This window comes from Bacillus cereus group sp. MYBK101-2, assembly GCF_051918845.1.
GTDB lineage: Bacteria > Bacillota > Bacilli > Bacillales > Bacillaceae_G > Bacillus_A > Bacillus_A paranthracis.
In genome coordinates, this window is the sequence record NZ_JBQAIE010000009.1 from 19400 (window position 1) to 34995 (window position 15596).

A 15596-nucleotide genomic window follows, 5' to 3' on the forward strand; every position below is an offset into this window, starting at 1 on the left:
ATTCTCCTCTCTATTACTTCGTATGAAGAGCTTTTCTATTAATATATGATAGGTAAGCATAAAGTATTATAGTTGAACGTGGTTATGTTTCACTGTTTTTATTGGACGATCAACGAGTAAATTGTAAGTAAGCCCAATTAATACGAAAACACCTCCGATAATCTTTCCAGTTGAGAGTTCATTTGTTAGGAAGAAATCAATGATAGTTCCTGCAAATAATTGTCCGATAAAGATAAGTAACGTTAAATAAAATGCTGATATTTTAGGGGTAATATAGTTGGATAATGAAATGACAATAACGCCTACTAATCCGCCTAAATACACAGCGATAGGTATAGATTGCAACGTATGACTAGGAATGTACATTGAATCTGAACTGAAAATTAAAAATAATATAGAGAAAAATAATCCAGTAATATAATTAAAAAACGTACCTTCCCAATTGCCGATTTTCGCTGCTAAATTTGCGTTAATAATTCTAGCAACAACGATAGAAACACCAGCTAAAATAGCGATTGTAATATATAACATTTTTTTGCCTCCATTAATAAATTGTCATGATTATAATTCCAGAAGAGATGAAACATAATCCAATTAGTTTTTTCTTTTCAAACTTTGCAACTTTCATTCCTAATAAGCCGAAATGATCAATAACGATGGAAGCAATAGATTGACCGAGTAAACTTAATGCGATCGTAATAGAGGCACCAAGGACAGAGAAACTTATATTATTAAAAAGAACAGTGAATACTCCAATCGCTCCAGCACTATATAGAAAAAGTGGAATACCCTTATCAAAACGGATTTTATTTTTGTTTATGATTAAAACGAAAATAACTGCAATTAAACCGACAAGGTGAATGACAACGCTTGCTGTGTACTTGCCAATTAATTCAGATAAAATCCCATTCAATGGAAGCATAACGGCGATGAGCACACCAATAAAGACAGAAAGAAAGTTATACAATGTAATATCCCCTTTAATTTTCATATTTGTAATGACTGTATCATGCTGAAATTGTGTATTACTATGACATATGTCATAGTGAAAGAAGAAAATTTTGATTACAATGGGGATGAGTTGTAAAGGCGGGGGAACTATGAAGAAAATATGTAATTCTATTAAATTAACAGAGTATATGAAACAAAATAATATTGACTCCTTTTTTAGTAATGATATGAATCCGTATATGGAACTTATATTTTTTAAAAAGAATGAGTTTATTTGCAGAGAAAATGAAGAGATAGATTATTTATATTTTTTCGTTGAAGGAAAAGCGAAGGCATTTAATACATTAAGTAACGGTAAATCTGTATTATTATGCTTTTATGATAGTTTGCAGCTGTTAGGAGATGTGGAGTTAATTCATTCTCAAAAGACTGCTTCAAACGTACAAGTAATGGCAGATTCATATTGTGTTGGTTTACCTTTAGGAAAAGTGAGAAATCAACTATTTCATGATGCGAAATTTTTACGATGTATTTGCGGATCGTTAGCACATAAATTAAACCGACTTTCAAAAAATAGTACCATTAATTTACTATATCCACTTGAAAACAGACTTGCGAGTTACATATTAGCAGCAGGGGAACGAGCGGTGCAGCACGGAAATCGAATCGTGTTTAGTGGGAATTTAACGGAAACAGCTGAATTGTTAGGAACGAGTTATCGGCATCTATTACGTACATTAAATATTTTTTGTGATAAAGAGATTATAAAGAAAAACAATGGATGCTTTGAAGTTGTAAACTTGGATGTTTTGAGGGAATTGGCGGCAGATGTTTATAAATAAATGAGATGTATTGAAAAAGAGCTTCCTAATTTAGAGGCCACTGAAAAAGTGATTACTTTGAAAAAGCAACACGCGTTTTATCAATATGTTGAAATCAAAAAGGATCCCGTCACTTTTATATAGTAGGTGATGGGATCCTTTTTCTTATGAAGTGGAGTTTTTCAGTGCCCTCCTAATTTATAAGCTCTTTTTGTTTTGGAAAAACGAAATGAAATTGGAAAAAATTTGTCGTTGAAATGGATTGCCAGTTCCCTTAATATTGTTTAAGGTTCTTCTAATAAGGTCATAAGAACTTAAAAATATCTTTTTAGAATGGATTACTTTTACATATATTTAGGAGGAATAAGCATGAAAAAGTTCGTTGCAATTGTTACTGGTATTCTTTTAACAGCTGGATTAACAGCATGTGGAGATACAGAAGTAAAAGAAGTTAAAAAGGATAGCTCTGCAAAACAGGAGCAAAAGAAGGAAGAAAGTAATAAAGTATTTGCAATTGGGGATACATTTGAAGTAAATGGACTACAACTTACATTTACTTCTGCCAACTTTGTTGAACCAAATGAATATACTGCTCCTGAAAAAGGAAAAGTGTTAGAGATTCAATTCTCAGCGAAAAACAACGGAAAAAAAGAAATGTACTTTGGAGCTGAAGAATTAAAGCTTGCTGATGGAGCGGGAAATCAGTTTAAAGAATACTTCGGTATGGATAATAGCTTTATGAATGAAAATATTGCAGCAGGAAACCAAATTACTGGGAAAATGTATTATGATGTTGCAGAAGCAGACAAATATACTGGAACATATAAGCCAAGTTTCACATTAGATGAAAAGTCTGTAAAAATTGATTTTCAAGTAAAATAATAATTGGTATATAAGGAAGTTTGAAAGATGAAAAGAACGACTGAATTTGTATTAGGTCTTATTGGTGGTATTTTTGGAGTGCTCTGTTCATTTATTCCACTATTAATTGGTGGCATGGGTGCTGCACTTGAAGCAGAAGGAGCAAATGAAATTATTGGACTAGGATGGGGAGCGGTATTTCTTTCTATCCTAGGAATTGTTGGAGCTGCTATGGTAAAGAGTAAAGCGAAAGCAGCGGGAATCATGATGACAATCGCAGCAATCGGTGGATTTATTTGTATTTCGGTTGTATATTTACTACCAGGTATTTTATTATTAATCGCTGGTCTAATGGGGATTTTCCGTAAACCTAAGACTGTAGAATAATATAAAGTTTAGAAACACGCTAGTAATTAAATTCTGGCGTGTTTTTTGTTATAAACAAGAAGTATAGTAGTAGATTTACAGAAAAATAAATTGTATGATGAAGAAAAATGCATGAGTGTATATTCATATGTTTGTTTTAGAAAGGAGAATGAAGCATTGTTAGATGTATTAATAGTTGGAGCGGGTCAAGCTGGATTAACAATGGGATATTACTTGAAGCAAGAAGGATATAATTTTTTAATACTTGAGGCAGGGAACAGAGTGGGTGATTCATGGAGAAACAGATATGATTCTTTACAGCTCTTCACACCGAGAGAATATAGTAGTTTACCAGGTATGGTAGTAAAAGGAGAAGGAAAGGGATTTCCATGTAAAGATGAAATGGCAACGTATTTAGAAGAATATGCAAGGCGTTTTAAATTACCAATCCAATTGCAAACTGAAGTTTTTAAAATAAAAAAAGAAAGAGATATATTCGAATTACATACTCCTACAGAAATTTTACAAACGAAAAAAGTTATTATCGCAACAGGTGGCTTTCAGCGACCGTACATCCCCTCATTTTCACAACATCTTTCATCGCATGTTTTTCAAATACATTCATCACAATATAAATCACCATCACAAATTCCTAAGGGGAAAGTACTAGTAGTAGGTGGTGGGAATTCAGGAATGCAAATTGCAGTAGAACTTGCAAAAACTCATGAAGTTACAATGTCTATTAGTCATCCTTTAACGTTTTTACCGTTACATCTTTTTAGAAGAAGCATTTTCAATTGGTTAGAAAAATTAGGTTTATTGTATGCTGAAGTTAGTACCAAGAGGGGGAAATGGTTTCAGAAAAGAAAAGATCCTATTTTTGGATTTGAAGGTAAGGAACTCATTCGTAATGGAGCAATACAACTACAGGAAAAAGTAGTAAGTGCATCAGAAAATAACATTATGTTTCAGAACGGTGAAACATATAGTGCAGAAAGTATTATATGGTCAACAGGTTTTATTCAGAATTATAAATGGATTGAAATTGAAAAGGCAGTGAATGAGAATGGACTTCCCAATCATGTAAAGGGGATAAGTCCAGTAGGAGGATTGTATTATATCGGCTTGCCATGGCAGTCTCAAAGAGGTTCTGCACTTATTTGTGGTGTAGGAAAGGATGCGGCGTATGTACTTTCTGAAATCAAAAAAATAGATCAGTAGCAGCGACTACTGATCATCCATATGTACATGAATTAGGAGAGGTCAAACATTTATTAACTTTATTATAATTGATTTTCAAAAGAATAAAAACTGAAAATTCTAATTTTATGTTGAGAAAGTTTTTTGTATCGAAATATATAAAAGAATAGGGGTTTTTAGGAAAAAGAAATATGATATTTATATTTTAATAAATTATGATATAGTTTATAAAGAGTAGATTACATAAAATGTTATTTTATTACATATAAAGTAAGGGGGAATGGTTGTGAAGTTTGATGATCAACGCCTACTAGGAGTACGATTAGGTTCTGTACTAGTAACAGAGGAAAATCAATATTTAGTAATCAAGAAAAAAGATCATTATGCACTATTAAATATACATAATTTAGAATGCACACATGTTGAAGTGCAGCTGGAACATATTGAAGAAATGTTGCAGGAAGATTTCCAAGAAAGTATAACGGAGATTATCGCACCAGAACATATAAAAATTGTTGCGAAAAATGTTATATAAGAAAGAAGCTGAAAGGAACAGCTTCTTTCTTTTCATTATAAGGACAACGTTTTTAAAACTTCACCAATAATCCCTTCCATTTGATGAACACCTAAATCAGTGTTCGTCATTATAACAGCACCATTATCCCGGTATGGATAACAAACCATCATACATTGAAATCCAACGCCCCATCCAAGTGAATATATTTGTAAGTCTTCATTTGAATCATCTAGAAAAACACCTAGTCCAGTCCATTTTGAGCAACCTTGAGGAGAAGTCATATCTTGAACTGTTTTTTGAGAAAGTTTTAGTTTACCCTTTCCTTGTAAGGAATGAATAATTTCAATTAATAAAGTTGATAAGTCAGTTGGTGTTGTCCAAATGCCTGAAGCAGCTGCGAATGGATAAAATGGATACTTCTCATTTGTAACGGTGCCATCTTTATTATGTCCGCAAGCAAAAGCATCGATTTTATCTATGTCTTCAGGAGAGAAGATTGTACTATTCTTCATTTGCAGTGGTTGAAATATATATTCTTCTAGTAATAGGTTGAATGGCTTTCCAGTTATATCTTCAAGTAGTATTTCGATTATACAAAAGTTTGCATCCGAGTAGTGAAATTCGCTTTCTGGTTTATAAGTTACTTCAATAGGTACGGAGCAATATAATGTTTTACCGGCAAGGAGTTCAGACATGTTTGGTTGCCCTTGTGCAAGTAGATAATGTTCAAAGCTATTAGGAGGATCAATGATTCCAGATTGGTGACTTAACAAGTTTCGCAATGTGACTTTTTTCTGTGAAGTAAATAGATTAGTAGGGATGTTCCAAGATGTGAGTCTATCATTAACGTCTTCGTCTAAATGTACGATTTTGAGATCGGATAATGTTAGTACGAGAATTGTGGTGATAAATTTACTAATAGAACAAGAATTGAATATGGAATTTATAGTGACAGTTCTATTAGTTCCGGATTCAAGCGTTCCGAAAGCAGCTGTTTCATCTAGTTTGCCGTCGCGTATAATAGCAAGACTTAAACCTGCAACGGAATATTGGTGCATTTTTTCGTATATATTGTTACTTTTTAATTTCATAGTGACTCCTTTCTTCAAAAAAGACAGAATGTTAGTTCTATTATACGGTAGTAAATAGAGAGAATGAGAGAAAAAGAAAAAACTTCATCGATCAAAGATGAAGTTTTTTAGTTAATTCGAAGTGAATGCTTTAAAAAATTTATCGCGGTACATGTACATAAGCCATGAGGCTGTAATAAAGGAAATAATGCTTACTTTGTTTTGAATTGGCGCATTGAAAACAAGCCAGCCAACGATATCAAATAATACATGTAGTGCAATTGAAAGAACTACAAATTGTAGTAGCGTATTTAAAAATCTTTTCATTAAGTGTCCCCCTGAAATAAAAGGTTTATCAAAAGTGTTGCATATTACTATTATACATTAAATGTGTTTCGTGGTAAAATTTACATAAGTTAGTGAAATAAAACAAATGAAAGCTAGTGAGGAGGAATAGTCATGGAATTTTGGATGATCATACCGATAGCGATCTTTGGGTTTATTTATATCGTTGAAAAGTTAAATAAAATTGAAAAGAAGACGGATGCACGTTTAAAGAGGATGGAAGATAGATTACAGCTAATTACGAAAGAAATGGGAATTGTAGATAGAGAACCTGAGATTAATAAAGAGCTGCGCCAGCTTATGGAAGAAGGAAAAACGGTTACAGCAGTTAAGAGAGTAAGAGAGGCTTTTGGCTTTTCTTTACTAGAAGCAAAGCAATATGTTGATAAATTATAAGAAAAGATCATCCATTTGGGTGATCTTTTTTCAATGCACCATACGTGTGTTTACATAAGCAGCGATTATAACGTGTCCAATTATAATGATAGGAACTAAGATTTTGACATTAGGAGTAGAAAAGACACTACCAATTGTGGCGATAACACCGGCAGTTAAATTATAAAGGCCAACTATTTTTGATAACTTCACTTTATCTGGCACGCGGCGTTCATTGAATCCTGATAAGAGCCAAGTGTATTGTTTTACTCCGATGAAATAAGCTAGTGCAAATGAAATAATTGCTAGTATGAATAATGATGGGGAAGCGAAGAGAGTCATTGAAAACACCTCCATTAAAGGGTTATAAATAAATTATAGTATGAATGTTATAATTTAACAAAATACATTTTAAGTGTAATAGAAAAACGGAGTATGTATCATGAAGGGAGATTAAGTATGAATATTGTGGAATTCCAGAGATATGTATTAAATTTCAGTAAAGAAAAAGGATTTCAAGATACTACAATTGAAGAACGTGCAATGTATATAATGGCGGAATTAGGTGAATTAGCGGAAGTTATATTAAAGCGTGATAAAATACAAGATTCGAAAAGAGAGATTGGTTTAGAAATGTTTGATGTCATTTGGAATGTATGTGATTTAGCAAATAAGTTAGAAATTGATTTGGAGAAAGCATTTGAAGAAAAAATGAGGATAAATAAAAAACGTGAATGGTAAGTGGAGTATTAATGTGTAAAGATGGGGGATACTAGTGAAAAAGAAGCTTTTTATAAGAGGAATCTTTATCTTAGTTAGTGTAATGAGTGTTGTCGCTTACTTAGTTTTTCAGGGTATATTCATTCCGAATCAAATAAGTGCGGATAAGTATGAAATAAAAGGTGTAGATGTTGCGTCATATCAAGGGGATATAGATTGGAGAGAGTTGGAAAAGCAAAATATGAAGTTTGCGTTTATAAAGGCTACTGAAGGAAGCGCGTTTGTGGATAAGTACTTTTCTAAAAATTGGACGAATGCGAATAAAACAAGTATGCGCGTCGGAGCGTATCATTTTTTTAGTTTTGATAGTAAGGGTGAAACACAAGCAGAGCAATTTATACGAAATGTTCCAAAATATAAACAAGCACTGCCACCCGTAATTGATGTTGAGTTTTACGCTAACAAAAAAGATAATCCGCCTAAGCGTGAAGATGTTACGAAAGAGTTGTCGGTCATGATTGAAATGCTAGAAAAACATTACGGTAAGAAAGTAATATTGTATGCAACTCAAGAGGCATATGATTTGTATATAAAGAATGCGTATCTTCAATGTGATATATGGATTCGCAGTGTCTTTACAAAACCGAGTTTATCTGATGAGAGGAAATGGACGTTTTGGCAATACACGAACCGCGGGAGATTAAATGGTTATAATGGAAAAGAAAAGTATATTGATTTAAATGTATTTTATGGGAATGAGGAAGAGTTTGAGAATTATGGAATGAAAGATTAAGTTTTAAAGTGTACAACATGTTGTACATTTTTTTTGTTAAATACATAAAAAATATGCAAGTAAAGATGGAACAAACATTTGAGCTGAATTGTCTAATATAGGTAATAAATATTTCGTTTGAAAGAAAGGGTGGAGAAAATGAAAAATACATTATTAAAATTAGGGGTATGTGTTAGTTTACTAGGAACAACGCAATTTGTTAGTACAATTTCTTCTGTACAAGCAGAACGAACGGTAGAGCAAAAAGTAATAAAAAATGAGACAGGAACTATTTCGATTTCTCAGTTAAACAAAAATGTATGGATTCATACGGAATTAGGTTATTTTAACGGAGAAGCAGTTCCTTCGAACGGTCTAGTTCTTACCACTTCTAAAGGGTTAGTACTTGTCGATTCTTCTTGGGATGATAAGTTAACGAAGGAATTAATAGAGATGGTAGAAAAGAAATTTAAGAAGAGCGTAACAGATGTCATTATTACACATGCGCACGCTGATCGAATTGGCGGAATAAAAACGTTGAAAGAAAGAGGCATTAAAGCGCATAGTACGACATTGACTGCAGAACTAGCAAAGAAAAATGGATATGAAGAACCACTTGGAGATTTACAAACCGTTACAAAGTTGAAGTTTGGAAATATGAAAGTAGAAACATTTTATCCAGAGAAGGGACATACAGAAGATAATATTGTTGTTTGGTTGCCACAATATCAAATTTTAGCTGGAGGCTGTTTAGTTAAATCTGCGTCCTCGAAAGATTTAGGAAACGTTGCTGATGCTTATGTAAATGAATGGTCCACATCGATTGAAAATGTGCTGAAGCGATATGGAAATATAAATTTAGTAGTGCCTGGTCATGGAGAAGTAGGGGATAGAGGATTACTTTTACATACATTGGATTTGTTGAAATAAAAAAAGCGAGGAGAAACAATTTTCTCCTCGCTTTCTTCTAACTATATTTAAATGCGAAGCCTGCATACGTTATTGAGATTTTAATTCCAAGTATACAAATACCAGTACTGTCATAATTGCTATAACAACGTAAGTAGCATCAAGCATTATAAGTGTTTTTAAAGTTTCAGTCATCCTCATTCACCCCTGATATGAAAATATAACATAATCTCTTATTAATTAAATCAGAGATTATAAAGATAACAATGTACATGAAATTTATTAAGTAGATTCTATATAAATATATCATATAAATAATGTAAAACGATGTTAAGATAATGTAAATGTATTGTAAATAAAGAAGGGGCTCATCATGTCAATAAATCTTATTGTTTGTAAATACTATGTATCTCTCAAGTGCTAGGTAGCAAACAGTTATAACATGTGAAAAAAACTTACTTTGACACATCAATCACGAGGCTAGTTGTTACTACATTTTCCTCTATTACTTCTACCTGTACTTGTTCATCGTTTATCCAATTGATCTTGAAGTTGTCTGTCGTATACATTTCCTTAAGGGTGACCTCTTTATATTTTTCTAAAATGCTACCTCTTTTCCCATAATAGATTCTTACAGTTGAAGTGGTACTTGGTCCTTTTGATTTTATTGTTTCTCTAAGCTCGATAATATTTATTAAATTTGGAGATTCACTTTTTTGAAAGGTAAAGGAACTGACCACTTTTTGTACCTTTTTAAAAACAGGACCATTGGATTTATTTGATATGTTAAATTCCACAACTTCAGGTACGGATTCTTTTCCTCGTAGTGTTATCGTTGCTTCATAATCGTTTTTCCAATATACGGAAACATCTGAGGAGTCGAGACGTTCCCCGTCATTTGCAATACTTGTGTCAAAATGTTCCCATAAACCGTATTTAATTCTGACGGGAGCGGGACCAAGAGAAGAGTCTGAATCTAGTTTCACTACTTTAATCGTATTTTTATTATTTGGAGAATGACTCTTTTCAAGTGTAATGTCCTGTAAATACAAAATGTAAGACAAACAGCCTACTACTAAAATAATTGGAATTACAATACGTAAGGCAGTAATGAGACGTCCTCTTGTCGTTTTTTTCTTAGTACTTTTACTATTTTGTTCAAGTTCTTTTTCAATACTCGTTTGAACTGTTACTTTTGGCGGGCGAATAAGCCACCAAATGAAAGCTATAAGTAGTAAGAAAAGAGGTATTCCTTGAATAAAGAGAAATCCTTTCCAGAAATCTAGTCTCGTACTATACGGAGAATCTGTCGCCATCACCCCTATAAAAAATGCTACTGGACTTGCAAGTATATTTATCCCTAATCCGATCAATACGAATGAAAGATTTTTATTCCTAATTTTTCGTGATCCAGCCATAATAAACAGAAATACTGCAATACCGAGTATAAGAAATAGTGTTCCGTAATAAAACATCATATATATCATATTCTCCCTCCATAACTTTAATTGTACCATCAGTAAGGAAAAATTTTCAAAAGTGTGCCGATATATGATGCGAATAAATCAAGTGCAAGTATAAATATCAGGATACAGTAAAAATATTATGTCAACAATGTGAACTGTCACAAATTTTTATATATTATTGTGATTGATATCACATCCCTTTTCCTCAATGGGTATTATGCTTAGATTGTAAGGAATGATTGGGAGAGGGTGGGATGATCATGTTTTGTTATCAATGTGAACAAACGCCAACAGGCGGATGTAAAGTAATTGGTGTTTGCGGTAAGAATGAAACAATAGCAAGTTTACAAGATACGATTGTGTTTGGATTAAAAGGAATTGCTGCTTATCGTACGCATGCTGCTCAGCTAGGGTATACGGATGCTTTTGTAGATGCTACGACGCAAGAAGCACTGTATATGACATTAACCAATTCTAATTTTAATGAACAAGAACATGTTGATATGGCTATGAAAGTTGGGAAATCAGCTTTACGAGTAATGGAGTTGTTAGATGAGGCGCATACGAATCACTTTGGTGTTCCAGAGCCTGTTCAAATTACACAAAACCGTGTAGAAGGTAAAGCTATTGTAGTTACAGGCCATAATTTATTTGCGTTAGAAGAATTATTAAAACAAACAGAAGGAAAAGAAATTAATATTTATACGCATTCGGAAATGTTACCAGCACACGGGTATCCGCAGCTGAAAAAATATAAACATTTAAAAGGAAACATCGGTAAGGCATGGTATGATCAAAGACGTCTTTTTGAAAAATTTACAGGTACCATATTAGCGACAACGAACTGTGTCATGCCAATTAAAGGATCGTATTCTGATCGATTTTTTTCATATGATATTGCAGGACTAGAGGGCGTACAAAAAATTGAAAATGATGATTTTACACCATTGATTCAAAAAGCACTTGAACTTCCAGAAGTACATATGGATTCGGATGAACAGTTAGTAACAGGGTTTCATCATCATACAGTATTATCATTAGCTCCTGAAATTATTGAGGCAGTAAAAGAAGGGAAGATTAAGCGTTTCTTTGTCATCGCAGGTTGTGATGCACCAGGAAAAGGCGGAGAATATTATCGTGAATTAGCAACGTCACTTCCGCCAGAAACGGTTATTTTAACAACTTCTTGCGGGAAATTCCGTTTTAATGATGTGAGTTATGGTGTTGTACCTGGTACAGAGATTCCGCGTTACATTGATTTAGGGCAATGCAATAATTCAATTTCTACAGTGAAAATAGCGGCTGCTTTAGCAGATGCTTTCCAATGTGAAGTGAACGAACTGCCAGTTAGTATTGTCCTATCATGGTTTGAACAAAAAGCGGTTGCCATTTTACTTGGACTATTTAGTCTTGGTATTCAAGATATTCGCATCGGTCCAAAGGCGCCTGAATTTATTTCACCTGGCGTGCTCGATGTATTACAAGAAACATTCGGTTTAAAATTAATTACAACTGCAGCAGAAGATATGGATATGATGTTATCGTAACAAGAGGATGATTGGTCTTATTCAGAAGAAGAGCTAGCTTATAGCGCCCCAAAACAAAAATATAGAATTATTGTTTTGGGGTATTTTCTTTTCTTAGCGGGGTGGGTAATAGTTGATTTTAGAAAAATATAAAAATCGAGTTGACATTTACAACTACTTAGTCATATAATGTAGTTGTAATAGGTGATACTGAGTAGTGTTTTTTCTTAAAAAACTTTTCACTAAATAATAGGTAATAGCGGATTTTAGAAGAAAGTTGAAAATCAGTTGACATTCACCACTAATCAGTCATACAATGTAGTGGTAATGAGTAATACTGAATAGTGGGAATTTATTCAAAAACTATTCAGTGAAAATTTGCCTTAGTACTCTGTAATACTGAATATAAGTCAGACAGAATAGGGGGGTAAAGGAGGATAAGAACATGGAAAATTTAACTGAAATGTTGAAAGGTTCACTGGAAGGGTGTGTGCTGGAAATCATTAGCCGCCGTGAAACGTATGGTTATGAGATTACTCGCCACCTGAATGATCTTGGGTTTACCGAAGTCGTGGAAGGAACGGTTTATACCATCCTCGTACGACTAGAGAAGAAAAAGCTTGTGAATATTGAAAAGAAACCATCAGATATGGGACCTCCTCGTAAGTTTTATTCATTAAATGAAGCTGGTCGTCAGGAGCTTGAATTATTTTGGAGAAAATGGGATTTTGTATCTTCAAAAATTAACGTCTTGAAGTCAAACTAGCCTCATAATATAAAATGTTTCGGCTCATATTTGGAGAGTTTCTTGTTCTGCTTTATAAAAAAGGAGGAAAATAATATGTTAGAAATATTCAAAAAATTAATCGGTGATAAAAAAGAGTACAGAATGATGATGGCACGTGTTGCAGCACTGCCAGAAGACTATCAGTTTGTGTTTAAGAAAATTCAAAATTACATGTGGAATTTTTCGACCGGAAACGGGATGGATATGCTGCACATTCAGTACGAATTAATTGATTTGTTTGAAGCTGGTGCAGCGGAAGGCAGACAAGTGCTAGATATTACTGGGGAAGATGTGGCATCTTTTGCTGACGAACTAGTGGCAAACGCTAAAACGTATGTTTCTAAGTATCGTGAAGATTTGAATGAAAGTATTATGAAGAAATTGAGAAAAAAATAAATGCAATACGTAATACCGACTGATTAGCTGGTTACAAATGTGAATTGCCGCCATCGCTATTCAGTTATATTTTTAAATCACTACTAAGTACTACAGATTATCGGTGGTACTAAATAGAGGGTGCAGGTAATTTAATTTTATAAGGGGGAAAAAGTATGAGTAATGCAGTGGTTTCTGTAAAAGGATTAAAAAAATCTTTTAAAGATAAAGAAGTCTTAAAGGGAGTGGATTTTAAAGTGCAGCGTGGCGAAATTTTCGCGCTGCTTGGCTCAAATGGAGCGGGAAAGACGACGATGGTCAATATCCTTTCGACGCTAATGAAGCAAGAGAGCGGTGAAGTAAGTATTTGCGGATTTGATGTCAATCGCCAACCAGATCATGTTCGTCAAAGTATCAGTTTGACAGGACAGTTTGCAGCTTTAGATGGCATGTTGACGGGGAAAGAAAACTTGATAATGATCGCCAAGTTACGTGGTGTTTCCAATCCCGCTCAAGTCGCTAACAATTTACTTGAAAGATTTAGCCTGACTGATGCGGCTAATCAGAGAGCAGATCAGTATTCGGGCGGGATGAAGCGCCGACTTGATATCGCGATGAGTTTAATTGGGGCGCCAGCAGTTATCTTTCTTGACGAACCAACGACAGGGCTTGATCCTGAAGCGCGGATTGAAGTTTGGGATACGGTGAAGGAACTTGCTGGTAGCGGCACAACGATTTTGCTTACGACTCAGTACTTGGAGGAAGCAGAACAACTGGCGGACCGTATCGCTATTTTACATGGCGGAAAAATTATTACGACAGGTACTCTTACTGAACTGAAAGAGATGTTCCCACCAGCTAAAGTGGAGTATATCGAGAAGCAGCCGACATTGGAAGAGATTTTTCTTGCTATTATCGGTAAAAAGGAGGAGATGTAAATGAAAAGCAAAACAGGGGTATTACTAGGTCGTTTAATGCGTAACATTATGCGTAGTCCGGATACAATTATTACGGTAGCGATTACACCGATTATGATGATGCTATTATTTGTCTACGTGTTTGGCGGCGCAATACAAACAGGAACGGAAAACTACGTAAATTATTTATTGCCGGGAATTTTGCTAATGGCTATCGCATCCGGTGTAGCTTACACTTCCGTTCGACTATTTACGGATGTAAAGAGTGGGCTGATGGCACGTTTCATTACGATGCCTATTAAGCGCTCATCGATATTGTGGGCTCACGTATTAACCTCTCTTGTTGCTAATGTACTTACTATCGTGGTGGTTATTCTTGTTGCACTCTTAATGGGCTTTCGTTCCAGTGCGAATATGCTAGATTGGTTTGCAGTAGCTGGGATACTAGGGGTGTTTACATTGGCGCTAACATGGTTGGCTATCATTCCAGGGCTGAAAGCGAAGTCTATGGAAGGAGCGACAGCATACTCGTACCCACTCGTTTTTCTTCCATTTATTAGTTCAGCCTTCGTACCTACTGAAACGATGCCAAAAATTGTTCGTGCATTTGCTGAGAATCAGCCTGTAACCTCAATCGTGAATGCGATTCGTGCTTTATTATATGAAGGAACTGTTGGTAACGATATTTGGATTGCGCTCGCTTGGTGCGTAGGTATCATGATCATTTCTTACTTTTTCGCTAGTAAAGCATTTAAACGTCAGTTAGGGTAAGTGAAATAAATCGTCCGAAATCATATATATTTTTGAAAAAGCACGGGAAGATTTTCCATGCTTTAATCATACATTTATACTTCGCTTAATTGTAGTAGTTTTAAAGTAAATAGGAGAATAATAAATCGAATACACATGCTTTGAAGTATGGTATGTAACGCTTCACAAAAATAACTTAAAAAGAAACAGAATATTCTATACAAAAATAGAGGTTAAATATGTTATATTTATACTTATAAGGTATATAATGTATAACCTCATTGTTTAGGGGAGGGAAAAGGGAGAGGTTCAAATGAGATGGTATTTATATACTCTCAAAAACTATGCGAAATTTAGTGGGAGAGCTACGAGAAAAGAATACTGGATTTTTACTTTATTTAATAAGATTACGTTTTGGTCATTAATATATTTGGCCTCTTATTCTTCGTCTGCTTTTTACTTAAGAGCCAACATTACCTTGTTATATATAGCAATTTTCATCGTTCCTACTTTGGCGGTGGAGGCTCGCCGATTACATGATAGTGGAAAAACAGGATGGTGGCAGCTATTAAATTTGGTGCCATTTGGAGGAGCGGTTCTACTTGTGTTTTGTATCATTGAAAGTGATGAAGGTGAGAATAAGTATGGACCAAATCCACATTCAAATCTTAAACAAGCAATTTAATGTATGTATAGTAAACTCTAATATAAAAAGGTGTGGACTAAAAATTAGTTCACACCTTTTTTGTTGTATTATTCCTAGAAGGTTCGTTCAGCATTGATAGCAAATACACTGTTTTCCTTAGGTATTTAAAAATATGGTCACCTGGTAACGAATGAAACTCAATATTTTGAGGTTTAACCGATT

The 15596-nt window shown here is 34.1% G+C and carries 21 protein-coding genes; 15 read left to right on the top strand and 6 right to left on the bottom strand.

The window, feature by feature from the left end; all coding sequences use genetic code 11:
* Positions 1-66: 66 nt before the first annotated feature.
* Entirely contained in the window at positions 67-531 is a 465-nt protein-coding gene (locus ACTFSI_RS17535; RefSeq protein ID WP_044793279.1) for a DMT family transporter, read from the bottom strand.
* 13 nt (positions 532-544) lie between these two features.
* On the bottom strand, positions 545-991 hold the full coding sequence (locus tag ACTFSI_RS17540; RefSeq protein ID WP_044793277.1) for a DMT family transporter: 447 nt from the start codon (positions 989-991) through the stop codon (positions 545-547).
* A gap of 109 nt (positions 992-1100) precedes the next feature.
* Between ACTFSI_RS17540 and yeiL the strand changes: the two genes are divergently transcribed.
* From yeiL to ACTFSI_RS17565, 5 genes are all read left to right on the top strand, one after another.
* Complete coding sequence (gene yeiL, locus ACTFSI_RS17545) at positions 1101-1793, top strand: transcriptional regulator YeiL (protein WP_044793275.1); 693 nt, start codon at positions 1101-1103, stop codon at positions 1791-1793.
* Between the two features lie 348 nt (positions 1794-2141).
* Positions 2142-2654, top strand: a complete 513-nt coding sequence (locus tag ACTFSI_RS17550; protein WP_044793273.1) for a DUF4352 domain-containing protein — start codon at positions 2142-2144, stop codon at positions 2652-2654.
* A gap of 27 nt (positions 2655-2681) precedes the next feature.
* A complete protein-coding gene (locus ACTFSI_RS17555; protein WP_042512333.1) occupies positions 2682-3020 on the top strand; it encodes a DUF4064 domain-containing protein in 339 nt (112 codons plus the stop codon).
* A 111-nt stretch (positions 3021-3131) separates the two neighbouring features.
* The gene (locus tag ACTFSI_RS17560; protein WP_419761940.1) at positions 3132-4220 is read left to right on the top strand and encodes a flavin-containing monooxygenase; all 1089 of its coding nucleotides are present in this window, start codon (positions 3132-3134) and stop codon (positions 4218-4220) included.
* A 265-nt stretch (positions 4221-4485) separates the two neighbouring features.
* Positions 4486-4734 carry a hypothetical protein gene (locus tag ACTFSI_RS17565; protein WP_000666946.1) on the top strand — a complete coding sequence of 83 codons (249 nt, stop codon included), beginning with the start codon at positions 4486-4488 and terminating at the stop codon, positions 4732-4734.
* 35 nt (positions 4735-4769) lie between these two features.
* On the opposite strand, the gene ACTFSI_RS17570 is transcribed toward ACTFSI_RS17565, so the two are convergent.
* Together ACTFSI_RS17570 and ACTFSI_RS17575 are read right to left on the bottom strand one after the other, a co-directional pair.
* Positions 4770-5807, bottom strand: a complete 1038-nt coding sequence (locus ACTFSI_RS17570) for a serine hydrolase domain-containing protein (RefSeq protein ID WP_440045518.1) — start codon at positions 5805-5807, stop codon at positions 4770-4772.
* A gap of 111 nt (positions 5808-5918) precedes the next feature.
* Positions 5919-6113, bottom strand: coding sequence for a hypothetical protein (locus ACTFSI_RS17575; RefSeq protein WP_000819652.1), 195 nt, complete (start codon positions 6111-6113; stop codon positions 5919-5921).
* Between the two features lie 132 nt (positions 6114-6245).
* Between ACTFSI_RS17575 and ACTFSI_RS17580 the strand changes: the two genes are divergently transcribed.
* Positions 6246-6527, top strand: coding sequence for a hypothetical protein (locus tag ACTFSI_RS17580; RefSeq protein WP_000397700.1), 282 nt, complete (start codon positions 6246-6248; stop codon positions 6525-6527).
* A gap of 30 nt (positions 6528-6557) precedes the next feature.
* On the opposite strand, the gene ACTFSI_RS17585 is transcribed toward ACTFSI_RS17580, so the two are convergent.
* The gene (locus tag ACTFSI_RS17585; protein ID WP_000171759.1) at positions 6558-6848 is read right to left on the bottom strand and encodes a DUF3784 domain-containing protein; all 291 of its coding nucleotides are present in this window, start codon (positions 6846-6848) and stop codon (positions 6558-6560) included.
* Between the two features lie 117 nt (positions 6849-6965).
* On the opposite strand from ACTFSI_RS17585, the gene ACTFSI_RS17590 reads away from it, so the two are divergent.
* From ACTFSI_RS17590 to bla2, 3 genes are all read left to right on the top strand, one after another.
* Positions 6966-7247, top strand: coding sequence for a MazG nucleotide pyrophosphohydrolase domain-containing protein (locus tag ACTFSI_RS17590; protein ID WP_001028119.1), 282 nt, complete (start codon positions 6966-6968; stop codon positions 7245-7247).
* Between the two features lie 34 nt (positions 7248-7281).
* Positions 7282-8019: a glycoside hydrolase family 25 protein gene (locus ACTFSI_RS17595; protein WP_138321478.1), complete on the top strand. Its 738-nt coding sequence runs from the start codon at positions 7282-7284 to the stop codon at positions 8017-8019.
* A 138-nt stretch (positions 8020-8157) separates the two neighbouring features.
* On the top strand, positions 8158-8928 hold the full coding sequence (bla2, locus tag ACTFSI_RS17600) for a BcII family subclass B1 metallo-beta-lactamase (RefSeq protein ID WP_000799236.1): 771 nt from the start codon (positions 8158-8160) through the stop codon (positions 8926-8928).
* A gap of 434 nt (positions 8929-9362) precedes the next feature.
* On the opposite strand, the gene ACTFSI_RS17605 is transcribed toward bla2, so the two are convergent.
* Positions 9363-10394, bottom strand: a complete 1032-nt coding sequence (locus tag ACTFSI_RS17605) for a hypothetical protein (protein ID WP_440045519.1) — start codon at positions 10392-10394, stop codon at positions 9363-9365.
* A gap of 239 nt (positions 10395-10633) precedes the next feature.
* Between ACTFSI_RS17605 and hcp the strand changes: the two genes are divergently transcribed.
* From hcp to ACTFSI_RS17635, 6 genes are all read left to right on the top strand, one after another.
* Positions 10634-11920: a hydroxylamine reductase gene (gene hcp, locus ACTFSI_RS17610; RefSeq protein WP_440045520.1), complete on the top strand. Its 1287-nt coding sequence runs from the start codon at positions 10634-10636 to the stop codon at positions 11918-11920.
* Positions 11921-12344: 424 nt separating this feature from the next.
* On the top strand, positions 12345-12665 hold the full coding sequence (locus tag ACTFSI_RS17615) for a PadR family transcriptional regulator (protein WP_000429484.1): 321 nt from the start codon (positions 12345-12347) through the stop codon (positions 12663-12665).
* Positions 12666-12740: 75 nt separating this feature from the next.
* Positions 12741-13082 (top strand): DUF1048 domain-containing protein, encoded by a 342-nt coding sequence (locus tag ACTFSI_RS17620; protein ID WP_000889650.1) that lies wholly within the window; start codon positions 12741-12743, stop codon positions 13080-13082.
* Between the two features lie 155 nt (positions 13083-13237).
* Positions 13238-13999, top strand: a complete 762-nt coding sequence (locus tag ACTFSI_RS17625) for an ABC transporter ATP-binding protein (protein WP_139895150.1) — start codon at positions 13238-13240, stop codon at positions 13997-13999.
* Positions 14000-14749, top strand: coding sequence for an ABC transporter permease (locus ACTFSI_RS17630; protein WP_044793261.1), 750 nt, complete (start codon positions 14000-14002; stop codon positions 14747-14749).
* A 292-nt stretch (positions 14750-15041) separates the two neighbouring features.
* Positions 15042-15413: a DUF805 domain-containing protein gene (locus tag ACTFSI_RS17635; RefSeq protein WP_001267895.1), complete on the top strand. Its 372-nt coding sequence runs from the start codon at positions 15042-15044 to the stop codon at positions 15411-15413.
* Positions 15414-15596: the final 183 nt, after the last annotated feature.

What these genes read in the sequence shown, in the direction of transcription:
- ACTFSI_RS17535 (WP_044793279.1), bottom strand. Translation starts at nt 531, where the DNA reads ATGTTATATATTACAATCGCTATTTTAGCTGGTGTTTCTATCGTTGTT.
- ACTFSI_RS17540 (WP_044793277.1), bottom strand. Translation starts at nt 991, where the DNA reads ATGAAAATTAAAGGGGATATTACATTGTATAACTTTCTTTCTGTCTTT.
- yeiL (WP_044793275.1), top strand. Translation starts at nt 1,101, where the DNA reads ATGAAGAAAATATGTAATTCTATTAAATTAACAGAGTATATGAAACAA.
- ACTFSI_RS17550 (WP_044793273.1), top strand. Translation starts at nt 2,142, where the DNA reads ATGAAAAAGTTCGTTGCAATTGTTACTGGTATTCTTTTAACAGCTGGA.
- ACTFSI_RS17555 (WP_042512333.1), top strand. Translation starts at nt 2,682, where the DNA reads ATGAAAAGAACGACTGAATTTGTATTAGGTCTTATTGGTGGTATTTTT.
- ACTFSI_RS17560 (WP_419761940.1), top strand. Translation starts at nt 3,132, where the DNA reads ATGAGTGTATATTCATATGTTTGTTTTAGAAAGGAGAATGAAGCATTG.
- ACTFSI_RS17570 (WP_440045518.1), bottom strand. Translation starts at nt 5,807, where the DNA reads ATGAAATTAAAAAGTAACAATATATACGAAAAAATGCACCAATATTCC.
- ACTFSI_RS17575 (WP_000819652.1), bottom strand. Translation starts at nt 6,113, where the DNA reads ATGAAAAGATTTTTAAATACGCTACTACAATTTGTAGTTCTTTCAATT.
- ACTFSI_RS17580 (WP_000397700.1), top strand. Translation starts at nt 6,246, where the DNA reads ATGGAATTTTGGATGATCATACCGATAGCGATCTTTGGGTTTATTTAT.
- ACTFSI_RS17585 (WP_000171759.1), bottom strand. Translation starts at nt 6,848, where the DNA reads ATGACTCTCTTCGCTTCCCCATCATTATTCATACTAGCAATTATTTCA.
- ACTFSI_RS17590 (WP_001028119.1), top strand. Translation starts at nt 6,966, where the DNA reads ATGAATATTGTGGAATTCCAGAGATATGTATTAAATTTCAGTAAAGAA.
- bla2 (WP_000799236.1), top strand. Translation starts at nt 8,158, where the DNA reads ATGAAAAATACATTATTAAAATTAGGGGTATGTGTTAGTTTACTAGGA.
- ACTFSI_RS17605 (WP_440045519.1), bottom strand. Translation starts at nt 10,394, where the DNA reads ATGATATATATGATGTTTTATTACGGAACACTATTTCTTATACTCGGT.
- hcp (WP_440045520.1), top strand. Translation starts at nt 10,634, where the DNA reads ATGTTTTGTTATCAATGTGAACAAACGCCAACAGGCGGATGTAAAGTA.
- ACTFSI_RS17615 (WP_000429484.1), top strand. Translation starts at nt 12,345, where the DNA reads ATGGAAAATTTAACTGAAATGTTGAAAGGTTCACTGGAAGGGTGTGTG.
- ACTFSI_RS17620 (WP_000889650.1), top strand. Translation starts at nt 12,741, where the DNA reads ATGTTAGAAATATTCAAAAAATTAATCGGTGATAAAAAAGAGTACAGA.
- ACTFSI_RS17625 (WP_139895150.1), top strand. Translation starts at nt 13,238, where the DNA reads ATGAGTAATGCAGTGGTTTCTGTAAAAGGATTAAAAAAATCTTTTAAA.
- ACTFSI_RS17630 (WP_044793261.1), top strand. Translation starts at nt 14,000, where the DNA reads ATGAAAAGCAAAACAGGGGTATTACTAGGTCGTTTAATGCGTAACATT.
- ACTFSI_RS17635 (WP_001267895.1), top strand. Translation starts at nt 15,042, where the DNA reads ATGAGATGGTATTTATATACTCTCAAAAACTATGCGAAATTTAGTGGG.